This is a genomic window from Micromonospora sp. NPDC049047 (assembly GCF_040649135.1).
In the GTDB taxonomy this organism is placed as follows: domain Bacteria; phylum Actinomycetota; class Actinomycetes; order Mycobacteriales; family Micromonosporaceae; genus Micromonospora.
Map to the genome: position 1 here is coordinate 107026 of NZ_JBEZEY010000002.1, position 19296 is coordinate 126321.

16 protein-coding genes are annotated in these 19296 nt (G+C 70.1%); 15 read left to right on the forward strand and 1 reads right to left on the reverse strand.

What is annotated here, in order from left to right:
* Positions 1 to 10: 10 nt before the first annotated feature.
* The 14 genes from AB0B86_RS03510 (at position 11) to AB0B86_RS03575 (ending at position 17094) form a co-directional block, all read left to right on the forward strand.
* Positions 11 to 688, forward strand: coding sequence for an NADH-quinone oxidoreductase subunit B family protein (locus AB0B86_RS03510; protein WP_357404631.1), 678 nt, complete (start codon positions 11 to 13; stop codon positions 686 to 688).
* Entirely contained in the window at positions 685 to 1422 is a 738-nt protein-coding gene (locus AB0B86_RS03515) for an NADH-quinone oxidoreductase subunit C (protein ID WP_357404629.1), read from the forward strand. The genes AB0B86_RS03510 and AB0B86_RS03515 overlap by 4 nt, the downstream gene beginning before the upstream one ends.
* Positions 1419 to 2744 carry an NADH-quinone oxidoreductase subunit D gene (locus tag AB0B86_RS03520; RefSeq protein WP_357404626.1) on the forward strand — a complete coding sequence of 442 codons (1326 nt, stop codon included), beginning with the start codon at positions 1419 to 1421 and terminating at the stop codon, positions 2742 to 2744. The genes AB0B86_RS03515 and AB0B86_RS03520 overlap by 4 nt, the downstream gene beginning before the upstream one ends.
* The gene (nuoE, locus tag AB0B86_RS03525; RefSeq protein ID WP_357404624.1) at positions 2741 to 3937 is read left to right on the forward strand and encodes an NADH-quinone oxidoreductase subunit NuoE; all 1197 of its coding nucleotides are present in this window, start codon (positions 2741 to 2743) and stop codon (positions 3935 to 3937) included. Before AB0B86_RS03520 ends, nuoE begins: the two co-directional genes overlap by 4 nt.
* Positions 3934 to 5250: an NADH-quinone oxidoreductase subunit NuoF gene (gene nuoF / locus AB0B86_RS03530; protein ID WP_357404622.1), complete on the forward strand. Its 1317-nt coding sequence runs from the start codon at positions 3934 to 3936 to the stop codon at positions 5248 to 5250. The genes nuoE and nuoF overlap by 4 nt, the downstream gene beginning before the upstream one ends.
* Positions 5250 to 7757 (forward strand): NADH-quinone oxidoreductase subunit G, encoded by a 2508-nt coding sequence (locus AB0B86_RS03535; protein WP_357415111.1) that lies wholly within the window; start codon positions 5250 to 5252, stop codon positions 7755 to 7757. Before nuoF ends, AB0B86_RS03535 begins: the two co-directional genes overlap by 1 nt.
* Positions 7754 to 9106, forward strand: a complete 1353-nt coding sequence (nuoH, locus tag AB0B86_RS03540) for an NADH-quinone oxidoreductase subunit NuoH (RefSeq protein WP_357404619.1) — start codon at positions 7754 to 7756, stop codon at positions 9104 to 9106. The genes AB0B86_RS03535 and nuoH overlap by 4 nt, the downstream gene beginning before the upstream one ends.
* 1 nt (position 9107) lies before the next feature.
* Positions 9108 to 9749, forward strand: coding sequence for an NADH-quinone oxidoreductase subunit NuoI (gene nuoI / locus AB0B86_RS03545; RefSeq protein WP_357404617.1), 642 nt, complete (start codon positions 9108 to 9110; stop codon positions 9747 to 9749).
* Positions 9746 to 10516 carry an NADH-quinone oxidoreductase subunit J gene (locus AB0B86_RS03550; RefSeq protein WP_357415113.1) on the forward strand — a complete coding sequence of 257 codons (771 nt, stop codon included), beginning with the start codon at positions 9746 to 9748 and terminating at the stop codon, positions 10514 to 10516. Before nuoI ends, AB0B86_RS03550 begins: the two co-directional genes overlap by 4 nt.
* Positions 10516 to 10833 (forward strand): NADH-quinone oxidoreductase subunit NuoK, encoded by a 318-nt coding sequence (nuoK, locus tag AB0B86_RS03555; protein WP_112638712.1) that lies wholly within the window; start codon positions 10516 to 10518, stop codon positions 10831 to 10833. Before AB0B86_RS03550 ends, nuoK begins: the two co-directional genes overlap by 1 nt.
* Positions 10834 to 10845: 12 nt before the next feature.
* The gene (gene nuoL / locus AB0B86_RS03560; RefSeq protein ID WP_357404612.1) at positions 10846 to 12771 is read left to right on the forward strand and encodes an NADH-quinone oxidoreductase subunit L; all 1926 of its coding nucleotides are present in this window, start codon (positions 10846 to 10848) and stop codon (positions 12769 to 12771) included.
* A gap of 64 nt (positions 12772 to 12835) precedes the next feature.
* Positions 12836 to 14368 carry an NADH-quinone oxidoreductase subunit M gene (locus tag AB0B86_RS03565; protein ID WP_357404610.1) on the forward strand — a complete coding sequence of 511 codons (1533 nt, stop codon included), beginning with the start codon at positions 12836 to 12838 and terminating at the stop codon, positions 14366 to 14368.
* Positions 14365 to 15918 (forward strand): NADH-quinone oxidoreductase subunit NuoN, encoded by a 1554-nt coding sequence (nuoN, locus tag AB0B86_RS03570; protein WP_357404608.1) that lies wholly within the window; start codon positions 14365 to 14367, stop codon positions 15916 to 15918. The genes AB0B86_RS03565 and nuoN overlap by 4 nt, the downstream gene beginning before the upstream one ends.
* Positions 15919 to 16008: 90 nt before the next feature.
* Complete coding sequence (locus tag AB0B86_RS03575; protein WP_357404606.1) at positions 16009 to 17094, forward strand: polyprenyl synthetase family protein; 1086 nt, start codon at positions 16009 to 16011, stop codon at positions 17092 to 17094.
* A gap of 25 nt (positions 17095 to 17119) precedes the next feature.
* Here AB0B86_RS03575 and AB0B86_RS03580 read toward each other — a convergent pair whose 3' ends face one another.
* Positions 17120 to 18346 carry an MFS transporter gene (locus tag AB0B86_RS03580; protein WP_357415115.1) on the reverse strand — a complete coding sequence of 409 codons (1227 nt, stop codon included), beginning with the start codon at positions 18344 to 18346 and terminating at the stop codon, positions 17120 to 17122.
* Positions 18347 to 18500: 154 nt separating this feature from the next.
* Between AB0B86_RS03580 and AB0B86_RS03585 the strand changes: the two genes are divergently transcribed.
* Entirely contained in the window at positions 18501 to 19283 is a 783-nt protein-coding gene (locus AB0B86_RS03585; RefSeq protein WP_357404602.1) for an IclR family transcriptional regulator C-terminal domain-containing protein, read from the forward strand.
* Positions 19284 to 19296 lie beyond the last annotated feature (13 nt).

Consider the following 19296-nt stretch of genomic DNA (forward strand, 5'->3'; position numbering starts at 1 on the left):
GGAACGTCAGATGGGCATCGAGGAGAAGCTTCCCGCCGGCGTCCTGCTCACCTCGGTGGAGAAGCTGGTCAACTGGTCCCGGAAGTCGTCCGTGTGGGGCGCCACCTTCGGCCTGGCCTGCTGCGCCATCGAGATGATGGCCGCCGGTGGTCCGCACTACGACATGGGTCGCTGGGGCATGGAGGTCTTCCGGGCGTCCCCCCGGCAGGCCGACCTGATGATCGTGGCCGGCCGGGTGAGTCAGAAGATGGCTCCGGTGCTGCGCCAGATCTACGACCAGATGGCCGAGCCCCGCTGGGTGCTCTCCATGGGCGTCTGCGCCAGCAGCGGCGGCATGTTCAACAACTACGCGATCGTGCAGGGCGTCGACCACGTCGTGCCGGTCGACATGTACCTGCCCGGCTGCCCGCCCCGGCCGGAGATGCTCATCGACGCGATCCTCAAGCTCCGCGAGAAGATCATGTATGAGCCGCTCGGACCGAACGGCCGCAAGATGCTTGCCGCCCGCCAGGAGCGCGGCGACGTCCCGGTGGTGCCCTACGGCTCCATGCCCTCCTCGTACCGCAGCGACAAGGCCCGCCGGGCCGAGTGGACCAAGGCGGTCCGCGAGGGCCGCGAGGAGCAGTTGCGGATCGAGAACTGGATGAACGCTCAGAACCACCTCCACCCGCAGGCAGGTCCCAAATGACGTCTCCCACGGACAAGCCCAACGACGGCGGGGTGCCGGTGCCGGTCACGCCGGCCGGCGCCAGCAGCACCGCCCCGGCCGAGTACCCGCCGGCCAGCCCGGCGGGGCGCGGCATGTTCGGCAACCAGGGCACCGGCGACGTGTCCGGCTACGGCGGCCTGGTGCGCCAGCGCCAGCCCGTCGAGGAGGCGTCCCGGCCGTACGGTGGCTACTTCGACGAGGTCCGCGACGCGTTGGAGGAGGCGTACCCGGCCTTCGGTGACGCGATCGAGAAGGTCGTCGTCGACCGGGGCGAGCTGACCCTGCACGTCCGGCCGGAGCGGATCGCCGAGGTCTGCCAGGTGCTGCGGGACGACCTGGCGCTGCGGTTCGAGCTGTGCTCGTCGGTGTCCGGCGTGGACTACCTCGGCGCCGACGAGCGCCGGCTGCACGTGGTCTACCTGCTCACCTCGATGACCTACCGGCGGAGGGTCCGGCTGGAGGCCGCGGTCTCCGTCGAGGCGCCGCACCTGCCCAGCGTGACCGCCATCTACCCGACGGCGGACTGGCAGGAGCGGGAGGCGTACGACATGTTCGGCATCGTCTTCGACGGCCACCCCAACCTGACCCGGATCCTGATGCCGGACGACTGGGAGGGCCACCCGCAGCGCAAGGACTACCCGCTCGGCGGCGTGCCCGTCGAGTACAAGGGCGCGGAGATCCAACCGCCGAACGAGCGGAGGTCGTACCAGTGACGACGTCGAACTACGCGAGCGAGCGCGAGACCGACGAGGGTCGGGTCTTCACCGTCACCGGTGGAGACTGGGACACCATCGTCTCGGGCACCGACCCGATCAACGATGAGCGGATCGTCGTCAACATGGGTCCGCAGCACCCGTCCACGCACGGGGTGCTGCGGCTGATCCTGGAGCTGGAGGGCGAGACGGTCCGCGAGGCCCGCTCGGTCGTCGGCTACCTGCACACCGGCATCGAGAAGAACCTCGAATACCGCAACTGGGTGCAGGGCTCGACCTTCGTGACCCGGATGGACTACCTCGCCCCGATCTTCAACGAGACGGCGTACGCCCTCGCGGTCGAGAAGCTGCTCGGCATCACCGACGACATCACCGAGCGGGCCACCACCATCCGCGTGCTGATGATGGAGCTCAACCGGATCTCGTCGCACCTGGTCTGGCTGGCCACCACCGGCATGGAGCTGGGCGCGATCTCGATCATGCTGTACGGCTTCCGCGAGCGGGAATACATCCTCGACATCTTCGAGACCATCACCGGCCTGCGGATGAACCACGCGTACGTCCGGCCGGGCGGGGTGGCGCAGGACGTGCCGGACGCGGCGATCGTCAAGATCCGCGAGTTCCTCAAGATGATGCCGAAGAAGCTCAAGGAGTACGAGGACCTGCTCTCCGGCCAGCCGATCTGGACCGAGCGGACGAAGAACGTAGCGGTGCTGGACGTGACCGGTTGCGTGGCGCTCGGCATCACCGGTCCGGTGCTGCGCTCCGCCGGTCTCGCCTGGGACCTGCGCAAGACCATGCCGTACTGCGGTTACGAGACGTACGAGTTCGACGTGCCGACCCACCCCGACGGCGACGTGTGGGGCCGCTACCAGGTCCGGCTGGCCGAGATCCGGGAGTCGATGAAGCTTGTCGAGCAGGCCCTGGACCGGCTTCGTCCGGGCCCGGTGATGGTCGCCGACCGCAAGATCGCCTGGCCGGCGCAGCTCGCCATCGGCGTCGACGGCATGGGCAACTCGCTGGAGCACGTCGCGAAGATCATGGGTCAGTCGATGGAGTCGCTGATCCACCACTTCAAGCTGGTGACCGAGGGTTTCCGGGTTCCGCCCGGTCAGGTGTACGTCGCCATCGAGGCGCCCCGCGGCGAGCTGGGTGTGCACGCGGTGTCCGACGGTGGCACCCGGCCGTACCGGGTGCACTACCGGGAGCCCAGCTTCGTCAACCTCCAGGCCCTCCCGGCGATGGCCGAGGGCGGTCTGATCGCCGACGTGATCGCCGGCGGTGCCTCGTTGGACCCGGTGATGGGTGGTTGTGACCGATGAGTGTTGTTTTCACTGACGAGACCCGGGAGCGGGCGCGCGAGATCATCGCCCGCTACCCGACGGACCGGTCCCGCTCGGCGTTGCTGCCGCTGCTGCACCTGGTGCAGGCCGAAGAGGGGTACGTCTCCCCGGCCGGGGTCGCCTTCTGCGCCGAGGTGCTGGGGCTGAACAAGGCCCAGGTCGGTGCGGTGGCCACCTTCTACACGATGTACAAGCGCAAGCCGACCGGTGACTTCCTGGTGAGCGTCTGCACCAACACCATGTGCAACGTGCTCGGTGGCCAGGAGGTCTACGACACCCTGTCCGAGCACCTGGGCGTGGGGCACGACGAGACCACCGCCGACGGCACGATCACGCTTGAGCACGCCGAGTGCCTGGCGGCGTGCGACTACGGCCCGGTGATGACCGTCAACTACGACTTCTTCGACGGTGTGGACTCCGCCACCGCTGTCGGTGTCGTCGACGAGCTGCGGGCGGGCGGGCGGCCGATGCCGACCCGAGGCGCCCGGCTCTGCACGCTCAAGGAGATGGCGGTGCAGCTCGCCGGCTTCGCCGACGAGCGCGACGGCGCGGTCGCCGACGGCGGGCCGGGCGAGCCCACCCTGCGCGGTCTGCGGCTGGCACAGCAGCACGGCGTCTCGGTGCCGGGCTTCGACCCGAACACCCCGATCCGGAGCAAGGCGGAGGCGGACCGGGCCGCCGCCGAGGCGAAGGCGAAGGCCGAGGCCGCGAAGCCGGCGCCCGTCGAGGCCACCGCCGCCCCGGTCAAGGGCGGCGACGGGGCATCCGCCCCGACGGGCACGACAGCCGCCGCCGAACCGGCGGACGCCACCGGGCCGGCGGACGCCACTCGGACCGCCGAGCCGGCGGACGCCACCGGCAGCACCACCCGGGACGTGCAGGCGCCGGACGCCAAGTCGCCGCAGGTGCGTACCGCCGAGACCCGGCAACCGGACGCGGGCACCGCGGTGCCGGACGCGCCCGGCACCAAGGTCCCGACGGACGCGCCGCGGCCCTCCGGGCGCGACGCGCAGGAGGCGGAGGCCGCCGGCGTGGCGGACAACGCCCCGGCCGGCGACGGCAAACCCGCTGGTGACTCCACCGGCGCGCAGGAGCGCAACCTCAACGAAGCGTCGGCGAGCGCCAGTGGCGCGGACTCCGCCGCCGCGAACGAAACGGGGGCCCAGAAGTGACCACTCCCCGCCCGGAGACCGTGGCCAAGCTGACGCCGGTGCTCACCAAGCGCTGGCTGTCGCCGGACGCCTGGCGCATCGGCACGTACGAGCAGCTCGACGGCTACGCCGCCCTGCGTAAGGCGCTCAAGGCCCACCCGGACGACCTGATCCAGCTGATCAAGGACTCGGGGTTGCGGGGCCGGGGTGGCGCGGGCTTCCCGACCGGTCTCAAGTGGGGCTTCATCCCCCAGGGCGACGGGAAGCCGCACTACCTGGTGGTCAACGCCGACGAGGGCGAGCCGGGCACCTGCAAGGACCTGCCGCTGATGACCCACGACCCGCACGCGCTGGTCGAGGGCGTGATCATCGCGTCGTACGCGATCCGGGCCAGCCGCGCCTACATCTACATCCGGGGCGAGGCGGTGCACGCCGCGCGTCGGCTGCGCAACGCGGTCCAGGAGGCGTACGACAAGGGCTACCTCGGCCGGAACATCCTGCGCAGCGGTTACGACCTGGAGCTGGTGGTGCACTCCGGCGCCGGGGCGTACATCTGCGGCGAGGAGACGGCGCTGCTGGACTCGCTTGAGGGATTCCGGGGCCAGCCGCGGCTGCGCCCGCCGTTCCCGGCCACCCACGGCCTGTACGCCAGCCCCACGGTGGTCAACAACGTCGGCACCATCGCCAGTGTGCCGCCGATCGTGCTCGGTGGGGCCGACTGGTGGAAGTCCATGGGCACCGAGAAGTCCTCCGGGCCGATGATCTACTCCCTGTCCGGCCGGATCGTCAACCCGGGCCAGTACGAGTGCTCGATGGGCATCACGCTGCGCGAGCTGCTGGAGCTGGCCGGCGGGATGCAGCCCGGTCACAACCTGCGGTTCTGGACCCCGGGCGGGTCGTCGACCCCGCTGCTCGCGGCCGAGCACCTGGACGTGCCACTCGACTTCGAGGGCGTGGCGGCGGCCGGCTCGATCCTCGGCACCACCGCCACCCAGATCTTCTCCGACCAGGACTGCCCGGTCTACGCGACGTACCGGTGGCTGGAGTTCTACCACCACGAGTCGTGCGGCAAGTGCACCCCGTGTCGGGAGGGCAACTACTGGATGGTCCGGGTCTACCGGCGGATCCTCGCCGGTCAGGGCACCCACGAGGACCTGGAAACCCTGCTGGACACCTGCGACAACATCCTGGGCCGCTCGTTCTGCGGCCTCGGTGACGGCGCGACCAGCCCGGTGACCTCGTCGCTCAAGTACTTCAAGCAGGACTACCTCGACTACATCGAGGGACGGACCGCGCCGAAGCTCTCCGACAAGCAGCTGGTTGGAGCTCACTGATGACGGACGTAGCCAAGCAGACCGACACGGTAACCCTCACCATCGACGGAGTCGAGGTCACCGCCCCCAAGGGGACGCTGCTGATCCGGGCCGCCGAGCAGATGGGTACCGAGATCCCCCGGTTCTGCGACCACCCGCTGCTGGCCCCGGCCGGCGCGTGCCGGCAGTGCCTGGTCGAGGTGGAGGGTCAGCGCAAGCCGGTCGCCTCCTGCACCCAGACCGTCGCCGACGGCATGGTGGTCCGGACCCAGCTCACCTCGCCGGTCGCCAAGAAGGCGCAGGAGGGGGTGATGGAGCTGCTCCTGCTCAACCACCCGCTGGACTGCCCGATGTGTGACAAGGGTGGTGAGTGCCCGCTGCAGAACCAGGCGATGTCCACCGGCCGCACCGACTCGCGCTTCCACGAGCACAAGCGGGAGTACGAGAAGCCGATGGCGATCAGCAGCCAGGTGCTGCTGGACCGTGAACGCTGTGTCCTCTGCCAACGGTGCACCCGGTTCTCCGAGGAGATCGCCGGCGACAAGTTCATCGACCTGATGGGCCGGTCGTCCGCCGAAGAGATCAACATCTATCGGGACGACGCGTACGGCGAAGAGGGCGACGCCGGCGACGTGCCGTTCAACTCCTACTTCTCCGGCAACACCGTGCAGATCTGCCCGGTGGGGGCGCTTACCGGTGCCCAGTACCGCTTCCGGGCCCGCCCGTTCGACCTGGTGTCCAGCCCGAGCGTGTGCGAGCACTGCTCGGCCGGCTGCGGGCAGCGCACCGACTGGCGGCGCGGCAAGGTGCTGCGCCGGTTGGCCGGCGACGAGCCGGCGGTGAACGAGGAGTGGAACTGCGACAAGGGCCGGTGGGGCTTCCAGTACACCCGGGCCACCGACCGGCTGACCACCCCGCTGGTCCGCGACGAGCGCACCGGTGAGCTGCGCGAGGCTTCCTGGAGTGAGGCACTCACCGTGGCCGCCGAAGGCCTGCACACCGCCCGGGAGGGCGGGCAGGGCACGGCGGTGCTCACCGGCGGCCGGCTGACCGTCGAGGACGCGTACGCGTACGCGAAGTTCGCCCGCGTCGCGCTCAACACGAACGACATCGACTTCCGGGCCCGGCCGGTCTCCCGCGAGGAGGCCGACTTCCTGGCCAGCTCGGTCGCCGGGGTCACCGACGTCACCTACACCGACGTGGAGAACGCGCCGGCGGTGGTGCTCGTCGGCCTGGAGCCGGAGGAGGAGTGCCCGATCCTCTTCCTGCGGCTGCGCAAGGCGTACCTGAAGAAGACCCTGACGGTGTACGCGCTGGCGCCGTTCGCCACCCGCGGCCTGGAGAAGCTCGGCGCCAAGCTGGCCCGGGTCGTGCCGGGCGAGGAGGCCAGCGTGCTCGCCGAACACGCCACGGTCACCGAGGCGCTGAGCGCGCCGGGCGCGATCCTGATCGTCGGCGAGCGGCTGGCCGGGGTGCCGGGCGGGCTCTCCGCCGCGGCGGACGTGGCCCGGCGTACCGGCGCGAAGTTGGCCTGGGTGCCGCGGCGCGCGGGTGACCGCGGCGCTGTCGACGCGGGCTGCCTGCCCAACCTGCTCCCGGGTGGACGTCTGGTAAACGAGCCGGCCGCCCGCGCCGAGCTGGGTGAGGCGTGGGACATCCCGGCCGGGGTGATCCCGAGCCAGGCCGGTCGGGACACCGACGGCATCCTCAACGCCGCCGCCAACGGGCAGCTCGGTGCGCTCGTCGTCGGCGGGGTCGACCCGAACGACCTGGCCGATCCGCGACTGGCCGAGGCCGCCCTGGACGCGGTGCCGTTCCTGGTCAGCCTGGAGCTGCGGCCCACCGCGGTGACCCGGCGGGCGAACGTGGTGCTGCCGATCGCACCGGTGGCCGAGAAGGCCGGCAGCTTCCTGGACTGGGAGGGCCGGCTGCGCCCGTTCGAGGCGGTGCTGAACACCGCCGCGATGACCGACGGTCGGGTGCTCGACGCGCTGGCCGCGCTGCTCGACGTGCGGCTCGGGACCGCGGACGTGCCGAGCGTGCGTCGTGAGCTGGGCGCGCTGCCGGCGACGCGTACGTCGCGACCGTCCGCGCCGTCGGTGGCACCGGGCCGGGTGCCGCACCCGGGCGCCGGGGAGGCCGTGCTGGCCACCTGGCACCAACTGGTCGACCTCGGCAGTCTGACCGAGGGTGACGAGAACCTCGCCGGCACCGCTCGTCCGCCGGTGGTCCGGCTGGGCAAGGGCACCGCCGACGCGCTCGGTGTCGCCGACGGCGACGCGGTCACCGTGGGCACCGAGCGGGGGGCACTCACCCTGCCGGCCGAGCTCACCGAGATGCCGGACGGCGTTGTCTGGCTGCCGACCAATTCACCCGGCTCGACCGTGCGACGCAGCCTCGGGGCGACGTCCGGCGCGGTTGTCCGGATCTCCGTCCCCGCACCGAGCGCGGTCGTTCCGGCCGGGCGGGTCGCGGCGGACGAGACCGGTCTCCCGGGTCCGCTCCTCAACTCCGGGGGTAACCAGTGAGTCCGATCGTCCTGGCTCAGGACCCGACGCTTGCCGATTTCGGCCGGGATCCGTGGTGGCTGGTTCTCGGCAAGATCGTCTTCGCGTTCGCCTTCGGTCTGCTGGCCACCCTGCTCGGTGTCTGGTTCGAACGGCGCGTGGTCGGCTACATGCAGGTGCGGCCCGGCCCCAACCAGGTCGGCCCGTTCGGTCTGCTGCAGACCCTCGCCGACGGCCTGAAGATGGCCTTCAAGGAGGACATCCTGCCGAAGGCGGCCGACAAGGTCGTCTACTTCTTCGCCCCGACCATCTCGGTGATCTGCGCGGTCACCGCCCTGTCGGTGGTGCCGTTCGGTCCGATGGTGAGCATCTTCGGCCACCACACGCCGTTGCAGGTCACCGACGTGCCGGTGGCGGTGCTGCTGCTGTTGGCCTGCTCGTCGATGGGCGTCTACGGCGTCGTGCTGGGCGGCTGGGCCTCCGGTTCGACGTACCCGCTCCTCGGTGGTCTGCGGTCGAGCGCCCAGATGATCTCCTACGAGGTCGCCATGGGCCTGAGCATCGTGGCGGTCTTCATGACCGCCGGCACCATGAGCACCAGCGGGATCGTCGCCAAGCAGGCCCACGGGACGCAGCTCAGCATCGGTGGCTTCGACCTGCCGGCCCCCGGCTGGTACGCGATCCTGCTGCTGCCCAGCTTCGTCATCTTCTTCATCGCCACAGTGGGTGAGACCAACCGGGCGCCGTTCGACCTGCCCGAGGCCGAGTCCGAACTGGTCGCCGGCTTCATGACCGAATACAGCTCGCTGAAGTTCGCGCTCTTCATGCTCAGCGAGTACGTCGCGATGGTGACCATGTCCGCGGTCACCACCACGCTGTTCCTCGGCGGCTGGCGGGCACCCTGGCCGATCACCATCTGGGAGGGCGCCAACTCCGGTTGGTGGCCGATGCTCTGGTTCTTCGGCAAGGTGATCACGCTGGTCTTCGTCTTCGTGTGGCTGCGCGGCACGCTGCCCCGGCTGCGCTACGACCAGTTCATGCGCCTCGGCTGGAAGGTGCTGCTGCCGATCAACCTGGTCTGGATCCTGGTCCTGTCGGGCCTGCGTTCCATCGAGGACTGGGACTCGCGCAGCAAGATGATCGCCGTCGGCGTTCCGGCCGGCATCCTGCTGATCGCCACGATCTTCTGGCCCAGCCGGAAGCCGCAGCCGAAGCCGACGACGCAGGAGCAGGTCGACAACCGGCCGTACGGGAGCTTCCCGCTGCCGCCGATGGATCTTCAGGTACCACCGAGCCCGCGCATCACGCGCGTGGTCGCCGAGCGGGAGCCGGCAAACATCGTTGCCGGCTCGGACTCCAGGGAGGTGTGACGTGGGCGCGATCACCGGAACGTTCAAGGGATTCGGTGTCACCTTCTCGCACATGTTCAGGAAGGTCGTCACGACCGACTACCCGTTCAAGCCGCCGGTGTCGGCGCCGCGCTACCACGGGCGGCACATCCTCAACCGGCACCCGGACGGCCTGGAGAAGTGCATCGGCTGCGAGCTGTGCGCCTGGGCCTGCCCGGCGGACGCGATCTACGTCGAGGGTGGCGACAACACCGACGAGCAGCGCTTCTCGCCGGGTGAGCGGTACGCCAGCATCTACCAGATCAACTACGCCCGGTGCATCTTCTGCGGACTGTGCATCGAGGCCTGCCCGACCCGGTCGCTCACCATGAGCAACGAGTACGAGCTGGCCCGGGACAACCGGCAGGACCTGATCTTCACCAAGGAGCAGTTGCTCGCGCCGCTGCTCGAGGGCATGGAGCAGCCGCCGCACCCGATGCGGCTCGGGGACAGCGAGAAGGACTACTACGTCGGCGCGCTCGACAACCCGGGCACCTCCGCCGGTGCGGAGACGTCCCCGATGGGTCCCGGCCGCTACCAGGTCGAGGAGCACCCCGGCGTGACGTTCCCGGGCGCCGAGCAGGCCGCCCAGCGCGCGGCGGCCGGCAAGGGAGAGCAAGCATGACCACGTCTACGGTGCTCGCCGCCGCCGGCTCGGTGTCCGGCGGCGAGGCGGTCACCTTCTGGATCCTCGCCCCGCTCGCGCTCATCGGCGGGATCGGGATGGTGGCCGCGCGCAACGCCGTGCACTCGGCGCTGTGGCTGGTGCTGACCATGCTCTGTCTGGGCGTGTTCTACGTGCTCCAGGCCGGTCCGTTCATCGGCATGGTGCAGATCATCGTCTACACCGGCGCGATCATGATGCTGTTCCTCTTCGTGCTGATGCTCGTCGGTCGGGACTCCACCGACTCGCTGATCGAGACGCTGCGCGGCCAGCGGGTCGCCGCGATCGTGCTCGGCCTGGGCTTCGCCGGCCTGGTCGCCACCGGCCTCTACCAGGCGCTTGACGGCACCCCCGCGGTCGGGCTGGAGCAGGCCAACGCGGAGGGGAACGTGCAGGGCATCGCCCGGCTGCTGTTCACCAAGTACGTCTTCGCGTTCGAGTTGACCTCGGCACTGCTGATCACGGCGGCGGTCGGTGCCATGGTGCTGGCCCACGTCGAGCGGCGTAAGCAGGACAAGGTCGACCAGGTGTCGACGATGCGGGCGCGCTTCGCCCCGGGCAACTACCCCGGTCCGAAGCCGGGCCCCGGCGTCTTCGCGACCTCCTCTTCGGTGGCCACCCCCGCCCGGCTGCCCGACGGCCGGCTCACCGACCGCAGCACCCCGGCGATCCTTCCGCAGCGTGAGCTGACCGCCGAAGAGACCTCGCTGAAGGGGACGGACAAGTAATGGAATCGTTCTTCTCGGTCGAGCCGACCTACTACCTCGTTCTCGCCGCGGTGCTGTTCACCATCGGCGCCGCCGGGGTGCTGGTCCGACGCAACGCGCTCGTGCTGTTCATGTGCGTGGAGCTGATGCTCAACGCGGCCAACCTGACGCTGGTCACCTTCAGCCGGATCAACGGTGATCTCAACGGTCAGATCATGGCGTTCTTCGTGATGGTGGTGGCGGCGGCCGAGGTCGTGGTCGGGCTCGCGATCATCATGTCCATCTTCCGGACGCGACGCTCGGCGAGTGTCGACGACGCCAACCTGCTCAAGTACTAGAGGGGTCCACCGGTGGAAGAGACTGTGGAATACGCCCAGGCCACGGGGCTGCTCGGGGGCGTCTGGCTGCTGGTGGCGATCCCGCTGCTCAGCGCGGCCATCCTGCTGCTGCTCGGCCGCCGGGCCGACCGCTGGGGGCACTGGTTGGGCGTCACCGCCATCGGTGCCGCGTTCGTGCTCGGCCTGACGTCCTTCCTCCAGCTTCGCGGCCTGGAAAACAAGTCGGTCGAGCTGAGCCTCTGGGACTTCATCGCGGTCGGTGAGTTGCGGGTCGACTTCGGCCTGCTGTTCGACCCGCTGGCCGCGGTCTTCGTGCTGCTGATCACCGGGGTGGGCTTCCTGATCCACCTGTACGCGGTGGAGTACATGGCGCACGACGCCGGCCGTCGCCGGTTCTTCGCGTACTTCAACCTGTTCGTCGCGGCGATGCTGCTGCTGGTGCTCGGCAACAACTACGTGATGCTCTACGTCGGCTGGGAGGGCGTCGGTCTGGCGTCGTACCTGCTGATCTCCTTCTGGTACGAGCGGCCGAGCGCGGCCACCGCCGGCAAGAAGGCGTTCCTGATGAACCGGGTCGGCGACGCCGGCCTGGCCATCGCGATCTTCATCATGTTCGCCACCCTGGGCACCACCCAGTACGACGAGGTGTTCAACGGGGTCGGCTCGCTCACCGGCGCCACCGTGCTGGTCCTCGGCCTGTTGCTGCTGCTCGGTGCGGCCGGCAAGTCCGGCCAGTTCCCGCTCCAGGCATGGCTGCCGGACGCGATGGAGGGCCCCACCCCGGTGTCGGCGCTCATCCACGCCGCCACCATGGTCACCGCGGGCGTCTACCTGATCGCCCGGTCCAACCCGATCTTCTCCGCCAACTCGACGCTCCAGCTCGTGGTGGTGAGTGTCGGCGCGCTGACGCTGCTGATGGGCTGCATCATCGGCGCGGCCAAGGACGACATCAAGCGGGTGCTCGCCTGGTCGACGGTGAGTCAGATCGGCTACATGTTCCTCGGGGTCGGCCTGGGTGGCGGTGCGTACGCGCTGGCCATCGTGCACCTGCTGGCGCACGGCTTCTTCAAGGCCAACATGTTCCTGGGCGCCGGTTCGGTGATGCACGGGATGAAGGACCAGGTCGACATCCGCCGCTTCGGTGGGCTGTCGACGTACATGAAGGTCACCTGGCTGACCTTCATGATGGGCTGGCTGGCCATCATCGGCATGTTCCCGTTCTCCGGCTTCTTCTCCAAGGAGCCGATCATCGTGGCCGCCTTCGAGCGGGACGACTGGACCGCCTGGCTCTTCGGCGGGGCGGCGCTGCTCGGTGCGGGGCTCACCGCGTTCTACATGACCCGACTGTTCGTGCTCACCTTCCACGGCCCGAAGCGCTGGACCGACGACATCGAGCACCCGCACGAGTCGCCGAAGCTGATGACCGTCCCGCTGATCCTGCTGGCCGCCGGATCGGTCGGTGCCGGTTTCCTGCTCTCCACGTCGGTGCCCGACTGGCTGACGGCGACCGCCGGCCTGGGCGACGAGCACGCGGAACACGGGCCGGTCCTCTCGCACGCTGTGATCACCACGCTGTCGCTGCTGGTGACGGTGCTCGGCGCAGGGCTGGCCTGGTTCTTGTTCCGGGCCGGCACGGCCACCGCACCGCAGCCGGCCGGGGTGCTCGTCACCGCCGCCCGGCGCAACCTGTACGCGGACGCGGTGAACGAGGCGGTCTTCGAGAAGCCGGGCATCTTCCTCACCCGGGCGCTCGTCTACCTCGACAACCGGGGTGTCGACGGGCTGGTCAACGGGCTCGCCGCCGCGGTCGGCGGTGGCTCGGGTCGGCTCCGGCGGATGCAGACCGGTTTCGTCCGCTCGTACGCCACCTCGATCCTGGCCGGTGCGCTGCTGGTGATGGCGGCGTTCCTGGCGGTGCAGGCGGGGTGGTTGGCGTGATCGACCTGTTCCCGGCCGCCCCCGCCGGCGGACCACGCAGTGACGACGGAGGTAAGGCCGCATAATGTCCAACTTCCCGTTCCTCTCGGTGCTCACCGTGGCGCCACTGGTGGGCGCCCTGGTGGTGGCCTTCCTGCCGCGCCATCGGCCGGAGCTGGCCAAGCAGGTGGCGTTCGTCTGGTCACTGCTGGTGCTGGTGCTCTCGGTGGTGATGTGGGTCAGCTTCAAGGCCGGCGGTGACCGGTTCCAGTTCCGCGAGTCGTACTCGTGGATCCCGGACTGGGGCGTCAGCTTCACCTTCGCCGCCGACGGCATCGCGTTGGTGATGCTGATGCTGATCGCGGTGCTGGTGCCGCTGGTGATCCTGGCCTCCTGGCATGACGCGGAGTCGTCGAAGCGGTCGGTGCCTGTCTACTTCGCACTGCTGCTGGTCCTCGAATGCACGATGATCGGTGTCTTCGCGGCCGCCGACGTCTTCCTGTTCTACGTGTTCTTCGAGGTCATGCTGGTCCCGATGTACTTCCTGATCGGCAGCTACGGCGGCCACCAGCGGCAGTACGCGGCGGTGAAGTTCTTCCTCTACTCGCTCGTCGGTGGTCTGTTCATGCTGGCCGCCGTGATCGGGTTGTGGGTGGTCGGTGGCAAGACCTTCGACTGGCAGGCGCTGTCGGAGGTCGACATCAGCACCGGCACCGGGCGGTGGCTGTTCCTCGGCTTCTTCCTCGCGTTCGCCATCAAGGCGCCGTTCTTCCCGTTCCACACCTGGTTGCCGGACGCTGGTGGCGCGGCCCCGGCGGGTGCCGCGGCCCTGCTCGTCGGGGTGCTGGACAAGGTCGGCACGTTCGGCATCCTGCGCTACTGCCTGCCGCTGTTCCCGGAGGCGTCGAAGTGGTTCGCGCCGTGGGCGCTGGCGTTGGGCGTGATCGGCATCGTCTACGCGGCGCTGCTGGCGGTCGGTCAGAACGACCTCAAGCGGCTGGTGTCGTACACCTCGATCGCGCACTTCGGTTTCATCGGGGTGGGTATCTTCGCCTTCACCACCCAGGCCGGCACCGGCGCGGTGCTCTACATGCTCAACCACGGGCTGGCCACCGGCCTGCTGTTCCTGGTGGTGGGTATGTTGATCTCCCGGCGTGGGTCGGCCCTGATCAGCGACTTCGGTGGGGCGGGCAAGCTGGTCCCGGTGCTCGCCGGGGTGCTCTTCTTCGCCGGTCTCGCCTCGCTCGCGCTGCCCGGTACGGCGCCGTTCATCTCCGAGTTCCTGGTGCTGATCGGCACCTTCACTGTGAACAAGCCGGTCGCGATCATCGCCACGCTCGGCATCATCCTGGCCGCCGCGTACGTGCTGTGGATGGTGCAGCGCACCACCCAGGGCACGCTCAACCCGACACTCACCGAGGTCGACGGCATGCGGCGGGACCTCAACCTGCGCGAGAAGGTAGTGGTCGCGCCACTTATCGCACTGATCGTGCTGCTCGGCTTCTTCCCCAAGCCGGTCACTGATGTGATCAACCCGGCCGTCCAGGCGACAATGGACGACATCGGCAGAACCGACCCGGCCCCGTCGGTCGGCACCGTCCAGGAGGCGGCAAAGTGACCGATTTCAAACTGCCGTCGATCGACTACGCGGCGCTCTCCCCGATCCTGATCATGTTGGGCACCGCCCTGCTCGGCGTGCTGGTCGAGGCCCTCGTGCCCCGGCGCTGGCGGCACGTCGTGCAGTTGACGCTGGCGCTGCTCGCGGTGCTCGCGGCGTTGACCATGGTGGTGCTCAACGCGGACGAGCGGATGATCACCGCCGGCCAGGCCCTCGCGATCGACGGCCCGACGCTGTTCCTCCAGGGCGCGATCCTGGTGCTGGCCGCGATGGCGCTGCTGCTGATCGGTGACCGCTCGGTCGAGCTGGGTGGGGCGTTCGTCGCCCAGGCGGCGGTGACCGCCGAGTCGGCCGACGACCGGCGGCAGGCCGAGGGCCGCAACGGCCTCACCGAGGTCTACCCGCTCACCACGTTCGCGATCGGCGGCATGCTGATCTTCGTGGCGGCGAACGACCTGCTGACCATGTTCATCGCGCTTGAAGTCTTCTCCCTGCCGCTCTACCTGCTCTGCGCGCTGGCCCGTCGCCGCCGCCTGCTGAGTCAGGAGGCCGCGATGAAGTACTTCCTGCTCGGCGCGTACGCCTCCGCCTTCTTCCTGTTCGGCGTGGCCCTGATCTACGGCTTCACCGCCGGTATCCCGGGCCGGGTGGCCGGCGTCGACTTCGCCACCATCAACGCGGCGGTGAGCGAGTCGCCGGCCAGCCGGGTGCTGCTCTTCGCCGGTATGGCGCTGCTCGCCATCGGCCTGCTCTTCAAGGCCGCGGCGGCACCGTTCCACGTCTGGACCCCGGACGTGTACCAGGGTGCGCCGACCCCGGTCACCGGTTTCATGGCGGCCTGCACCAAGGTCGCCGCGTTCGGTGCCCTGCTGCGCGTCTTCCACGTCGCGTTCGCCGACGCCAACTGGGACTTCACCCCGGTCCTCGGGGTGGTGGCGGTGCTGACCATGCTGCTCGGCGCGGTGCTCGCGGTCACCCAGACCGACATCAAGCGGCTGCTCGCGTACTCCTCGATCGCCAACGCCGGCTACCTGCTGGTCGGGGTGTTGGCGCCGAGCCGCGACGGGCTGGCCGGCACGATGTTCTACCTGGTCGCGTACGGCTTCTCGGTGCTTGCCGCGTTCGCGGTGGTGACCCTGGTGCGCGACTCCGACGGGGAGGCCACCCACCTGTCCCGGTGGGCCGGGCTGGGCCGCCGCTCGCCGTTCTTCGCCGGCCTGTTCACCTTCATCCTGCTGGCCTTCGCCGGTATCCCGTTGACAAGCGGCTTCATGAGCAAGTTCGCGGTCTTCGGGCCGGCGCTGGAGGGTGGGCAGACCTGGCTGGTGATCGCCGGTGTGCTGACCAGCATGGTGCTCGCGTTCCCGTACCTGCGGGTCGTGGTGATGATGTGGCTGTCCGAGCCGGGCGAGTCCACCCCGACCGTCATGGTGCCCGGTGGGCTCACCGCTGCCGCGTTGATGATCGGTGTGCTGGCGACCCTGGTGCTGGGCGTCGCCCCGGCGCCGTTGCTCGATCTGGCCACCGGAGCCGCCGAATTCGTTAGATGACCGAGGGATCGATCACCGGGGGTCGGCGCGTGTCCACGTGCCGACCCCCGGTGCGTATCCCCGACCCGGAGCAGGTAGAACGGGTGTGGCATGGTTGATAGCGTGGTGAATCCGGCGGGCGAGCGTTCAGTTTCCTCCGGCTCCGGCGGTCGGCGGGGTCGGGCGAGCACGAGTCAGTTCGGCGCGCTCGGGCTCCACCTCGCCGATCCCCGCGTCGAGGCGTCCGTGCTGGGTGTGCTGGACACGGTCGAGGTCGAGTTGCGAGCCAGTGTGGCAAGCGCCGACCCGTTCGTCACCGAGGCTGCCCGGCATCTGCTGGAAGCCGGCGGGAAGCGCTTCCGGCCGCTGCTGGTGGCGCTCGGTGCCCAGTTCGGTGACCCCGGCAGCGCGCAGGTGGTCCCGGCCGCTGTGGTGATGGAGCTCACGCACCTCGCCACCCTCTACCACGACGACGTGATGGACGAGGCAGTCGTCCGTCGGGGTGCGCCGAGTGCGAACTCCCGCTGGACCAACTCGCTCGCCATCCTGGTCGGTGACTACCTCTTCGCCCGCGCGGCGGACATCGCCGCCGATCTGGGCCCGGAGGCGGTCCGGTTGCAGGCGCGCACCTTCGCCCGGCTGGTGCACGGCCAGATCGCGGAGACCGTGGGGCCGCGCGCCGAGGACGACCCGGTGACCCACTACCTGAACGTGATCTCCGACAAGACCGGCTCGCTGATCGCCACGTCGATCCGGTTTGGCGGCATGTTCGGTGGCGCCGCTCCGGAGCACGTGGAGGCCCTCGCCGGGTACGGCGAGACGATCGGCGTCGCCTTCCAGCTCACCGATGACCTGCTCGACATCGCCTCCGAGTCGGGTCAGTCGGGCAAGACGCCCGGCACGGACCTGCGCGAGGGTGTCCCGACGTTGCCGGTGCTCTACGCCCGCGCGGCGGACGACGCCGACGCGTCCTCGATGCGGCTGCGGGAGATCCTCGCGACCGGCCCGCTCACCGACGACGCGCTGCACGCCGAGGCGTTGGGGCTGCTGCGGGAGAGCCCGGCCCTCAAGCGCGCCCGGGAGACAGTGCGCAGTTACGCCGAGGACGCCCGGGCGCGACTGGCCCCACTCCCGCAGGGCCCGTCCCGACAGGCGCTCGAGTCGCTCTGCGACTACATCGCCGACCGCACCAGCTGAGGGCGCACCCCGTCCGCTCGGGCCGCTACCGGGGCACCACGCCGTCTGACCGGGTCACCCCACCCTGACCACCGTCGGCGGTCAACAGCCGACTGCCGGCGAGCATGAGGGCGGCGGCGAGCAGCATCGCCACCGCCGCCGTGGTCCACATGGCGGGGTAGCCGAGGTGGGCGGCGAGTGGGCCCAGGCTCAGCGGGCCGAGGCAGCCGCCCGCGTACACCCCGGTCTGGGTGATCGAGGTGGCGGTGGCCGGTGACTGCGGGTGGAGCCGGACCACCGCGAAGGTCATCAGGCCGGGCCAGGCCCACCCCAGGCCGAACCCGAGCAGCACGCCGGCCACCAGCGGCACCGGGCCGGCCCACGCGAGCAGGGCCAGCCCGGCCGCGCCGACGACAAGCATCGCGGCGATGACGGCGACGTGACCGGTGTCGCGCCGGTCGGCAGACCAGCCGGCGCCCACCCGGGCCGCCAGGCACACCGCGCCGCCCATGGTCAGGGTGAGACCGGCCAGGCCGGGCGGGAGACCCCGAGCCGCGGCGGAGTCGACAAGGAAGGTGCCGAGCGCGTTGGCGGCGGCAGCGGCGAACGTCGCCGCCGCGCCGAGCACCACGAGCGCCATCGTCGCCCGGCCCGCACGCGCCGCTCCGGTCCGCCGCGCCGGGCCGGGCAACTGCCGGGGTACGGCGGGCAGCGTCGTCAGCGCGGCCCCGGCGGCAGCCACGAACGCCCAGCGCCAGCCGACGGTGAGCGCGAAGACGGGCACCGCCGCCCCGGCCAGCAGGGTGGAGGCGGGGATGGCGGCCTGTTTCACGCCGAACGACAACCCCTGCCGTCGGGCCGGTACGTGCTGGGCCAGCGCCGTGTTGCTCGCCAACTGGCCGAGCGCGTTCGCGGCGGCGCTTACCGCCAGCAGGCCGACAAGCGCCGGATACGACCGGGCGAGAGCGGCCACCGCCAGCATCGACCCGGCGGCCAGCACGATGCCGCAGCGGGCCACCAGGGCCGGCCCGTACCGCTCGACGAGCCGGCCGGAGGGTACCGAGGCCAGCGCGCTGACCCCGAAGTAGACGGCCACGGCCAGGCCGAGACCGGCCGGGGAGAAACCGAGGTCCGCGCCCATCTGCACGGCGAGACCGCCGAGCAGGAAGACGGGCAGCACGCAGGCCACTGTGGTGGCGACCGCGCCGGCGCTGGCCCGTACCGGGTGGGGGCGGACGACTGTCAGGTCGGAGGTGGAGACGGTGTTTGTCATCGTCCGGCAAAGCTACGTGAACCCTGCTCGGGCAACGCTTGGTGACTACCGGGGTACACGCTGTGGGTGATGATCTGGCATCCTCCACCCGAACAGGCATTTCGCAGTGGGCCTGTATTTCATATGGTGTAAGTCCCCGGCGGCGGAGGTGGTTGTGCGCGACCCCTTGGCAGAACCTTCGGACCTGATTCGCAGCGTGTCCCGAGCGCTGCGGGTGCTGGAGTCGGTCGGTCGTGCCCCGAAAGGCCTGACGGTCAAGCAGATCGCCCGACGGTGCGAGCTGACCGTGGCCACCACCTACCACCTGGTCCGCACGCTCGCCTACGAGGGCTACGTGATCCGTCGCGAGGACGGCACGTACATCGTGGGGTTGGAGGTGGCCGACCGCTACCGGGAGCTGGTCACCGCGTTCCGCGGCCCGCCAGTGGTCGGTGAGACGCTCCGGCGGGCCGCTCTGGACACCGGCTACAGCCACTTCCTGGGTCGCTTCGTCGGTGGGCAGGTGGCGCTCACGGCAGTCGCCGAGGGCCACCGCTCGCCCTACCTGGAGGACCTGGTCCCCGGCTTCGACGAGGGGGCGCACGCGACGGCTCTCGGCAAGTCGCTGCTCGCCACCCTGACCGCCGATCAGCGCTACCGCTACCTGCGGGAGTACGGCATGCGTCAGTTCACCAACGCCACGCTCACCACGACCGAGGCGTTCGAGGCCGATCTGGCCGCCGGTGACCGGCGCGGCATGCAGTTGGAGCTGGGTCAGTTCCGGCAGGGGGTGGCGTGCGCGGCGGTGCTCGTCGCGCCGGACAAGGACATGGAGCGCCGCGTCGTGCTGGCCTGCGCGTTGCCGGCCAGCGAGATGATGACCTCCGCCCGGGTGGTCCGCGCCAAACTGCTCACCGTCGCCCGGAGCGTCGCCGACGGCATCGCCGCCGACACCTGACCCCGCACCGACG

What these genes read in the sequence shown, in the direction of transcription:
- AB0B86_RS03510 (WP_357404631.1), top strand. Translation starts at nt 11, where the DNA reads ATGGGCATCGAGGAGAAGCTTCCCGCCGGCGTCCTGCTCACCTCGGTG.
- AB0B86_RS03515 (WP_357404629.1), top strand. Translation starts at nt 685, where the DNA reads ATGACGTCTCCCACGGACAAGCCCAACGACGGCGGGGTGCCGGTGCCG.
- nuoE (WP_357404624.1), top strand. Translation starts at nt 2,741, where the DNA reads ATGAGTGTTGTTTTCACTGACGAGACCCGGGAGCGGGCGCGCGAGATC.
- AB0B86_RS03535 (WP_357415111.1), top strand. Translation starts at nt 5,250, where the DNA reads ATGACGGACGTAGCCAAGCAGACCGACACGGTAACCCTCACCATCGAC.
- AB0B86_RS03550 (WP_357415113.1), top strand. Translation starts at nt 9,746, where the DNA reads ATGACCACGTCTACGGTGCTCGCCGCCGCCGGCTCGGTGTCCGGCGGC.
- nuoK (WP_112638712.1), top strand. Translation starts at nt 10,516, where the DNA reads ATGGAATCGTTCTTCTCGGTCGAGCCGACCTACTACCTCGTTCTCGCC.
- AB0B86_RS03565 (WP_357404610.1), top strand. Translation starts at nt 12,836, where the DNA reads ATGTCCAACTTCCCGTTCCTCTCGGTGCTCACCGTGGCGCCACTGGTG.
- AB0B86_RS03575 (WP_357404606.1), top strand. Translation starts at nt 16,009, where the DNA reads ATGGTTGATAGCGTGGTGAATCCGGCGGGCGAGCGTTCAGTTTCCTCC.
- AB0B86_RS03580 (WP_357415115.1), bottom strand. Translation starts at nt 18,346, where the DNA reads ATGACAAACACCGTCTCCACCTCCGACCTGACAGTCGTCCGCCCCCAC.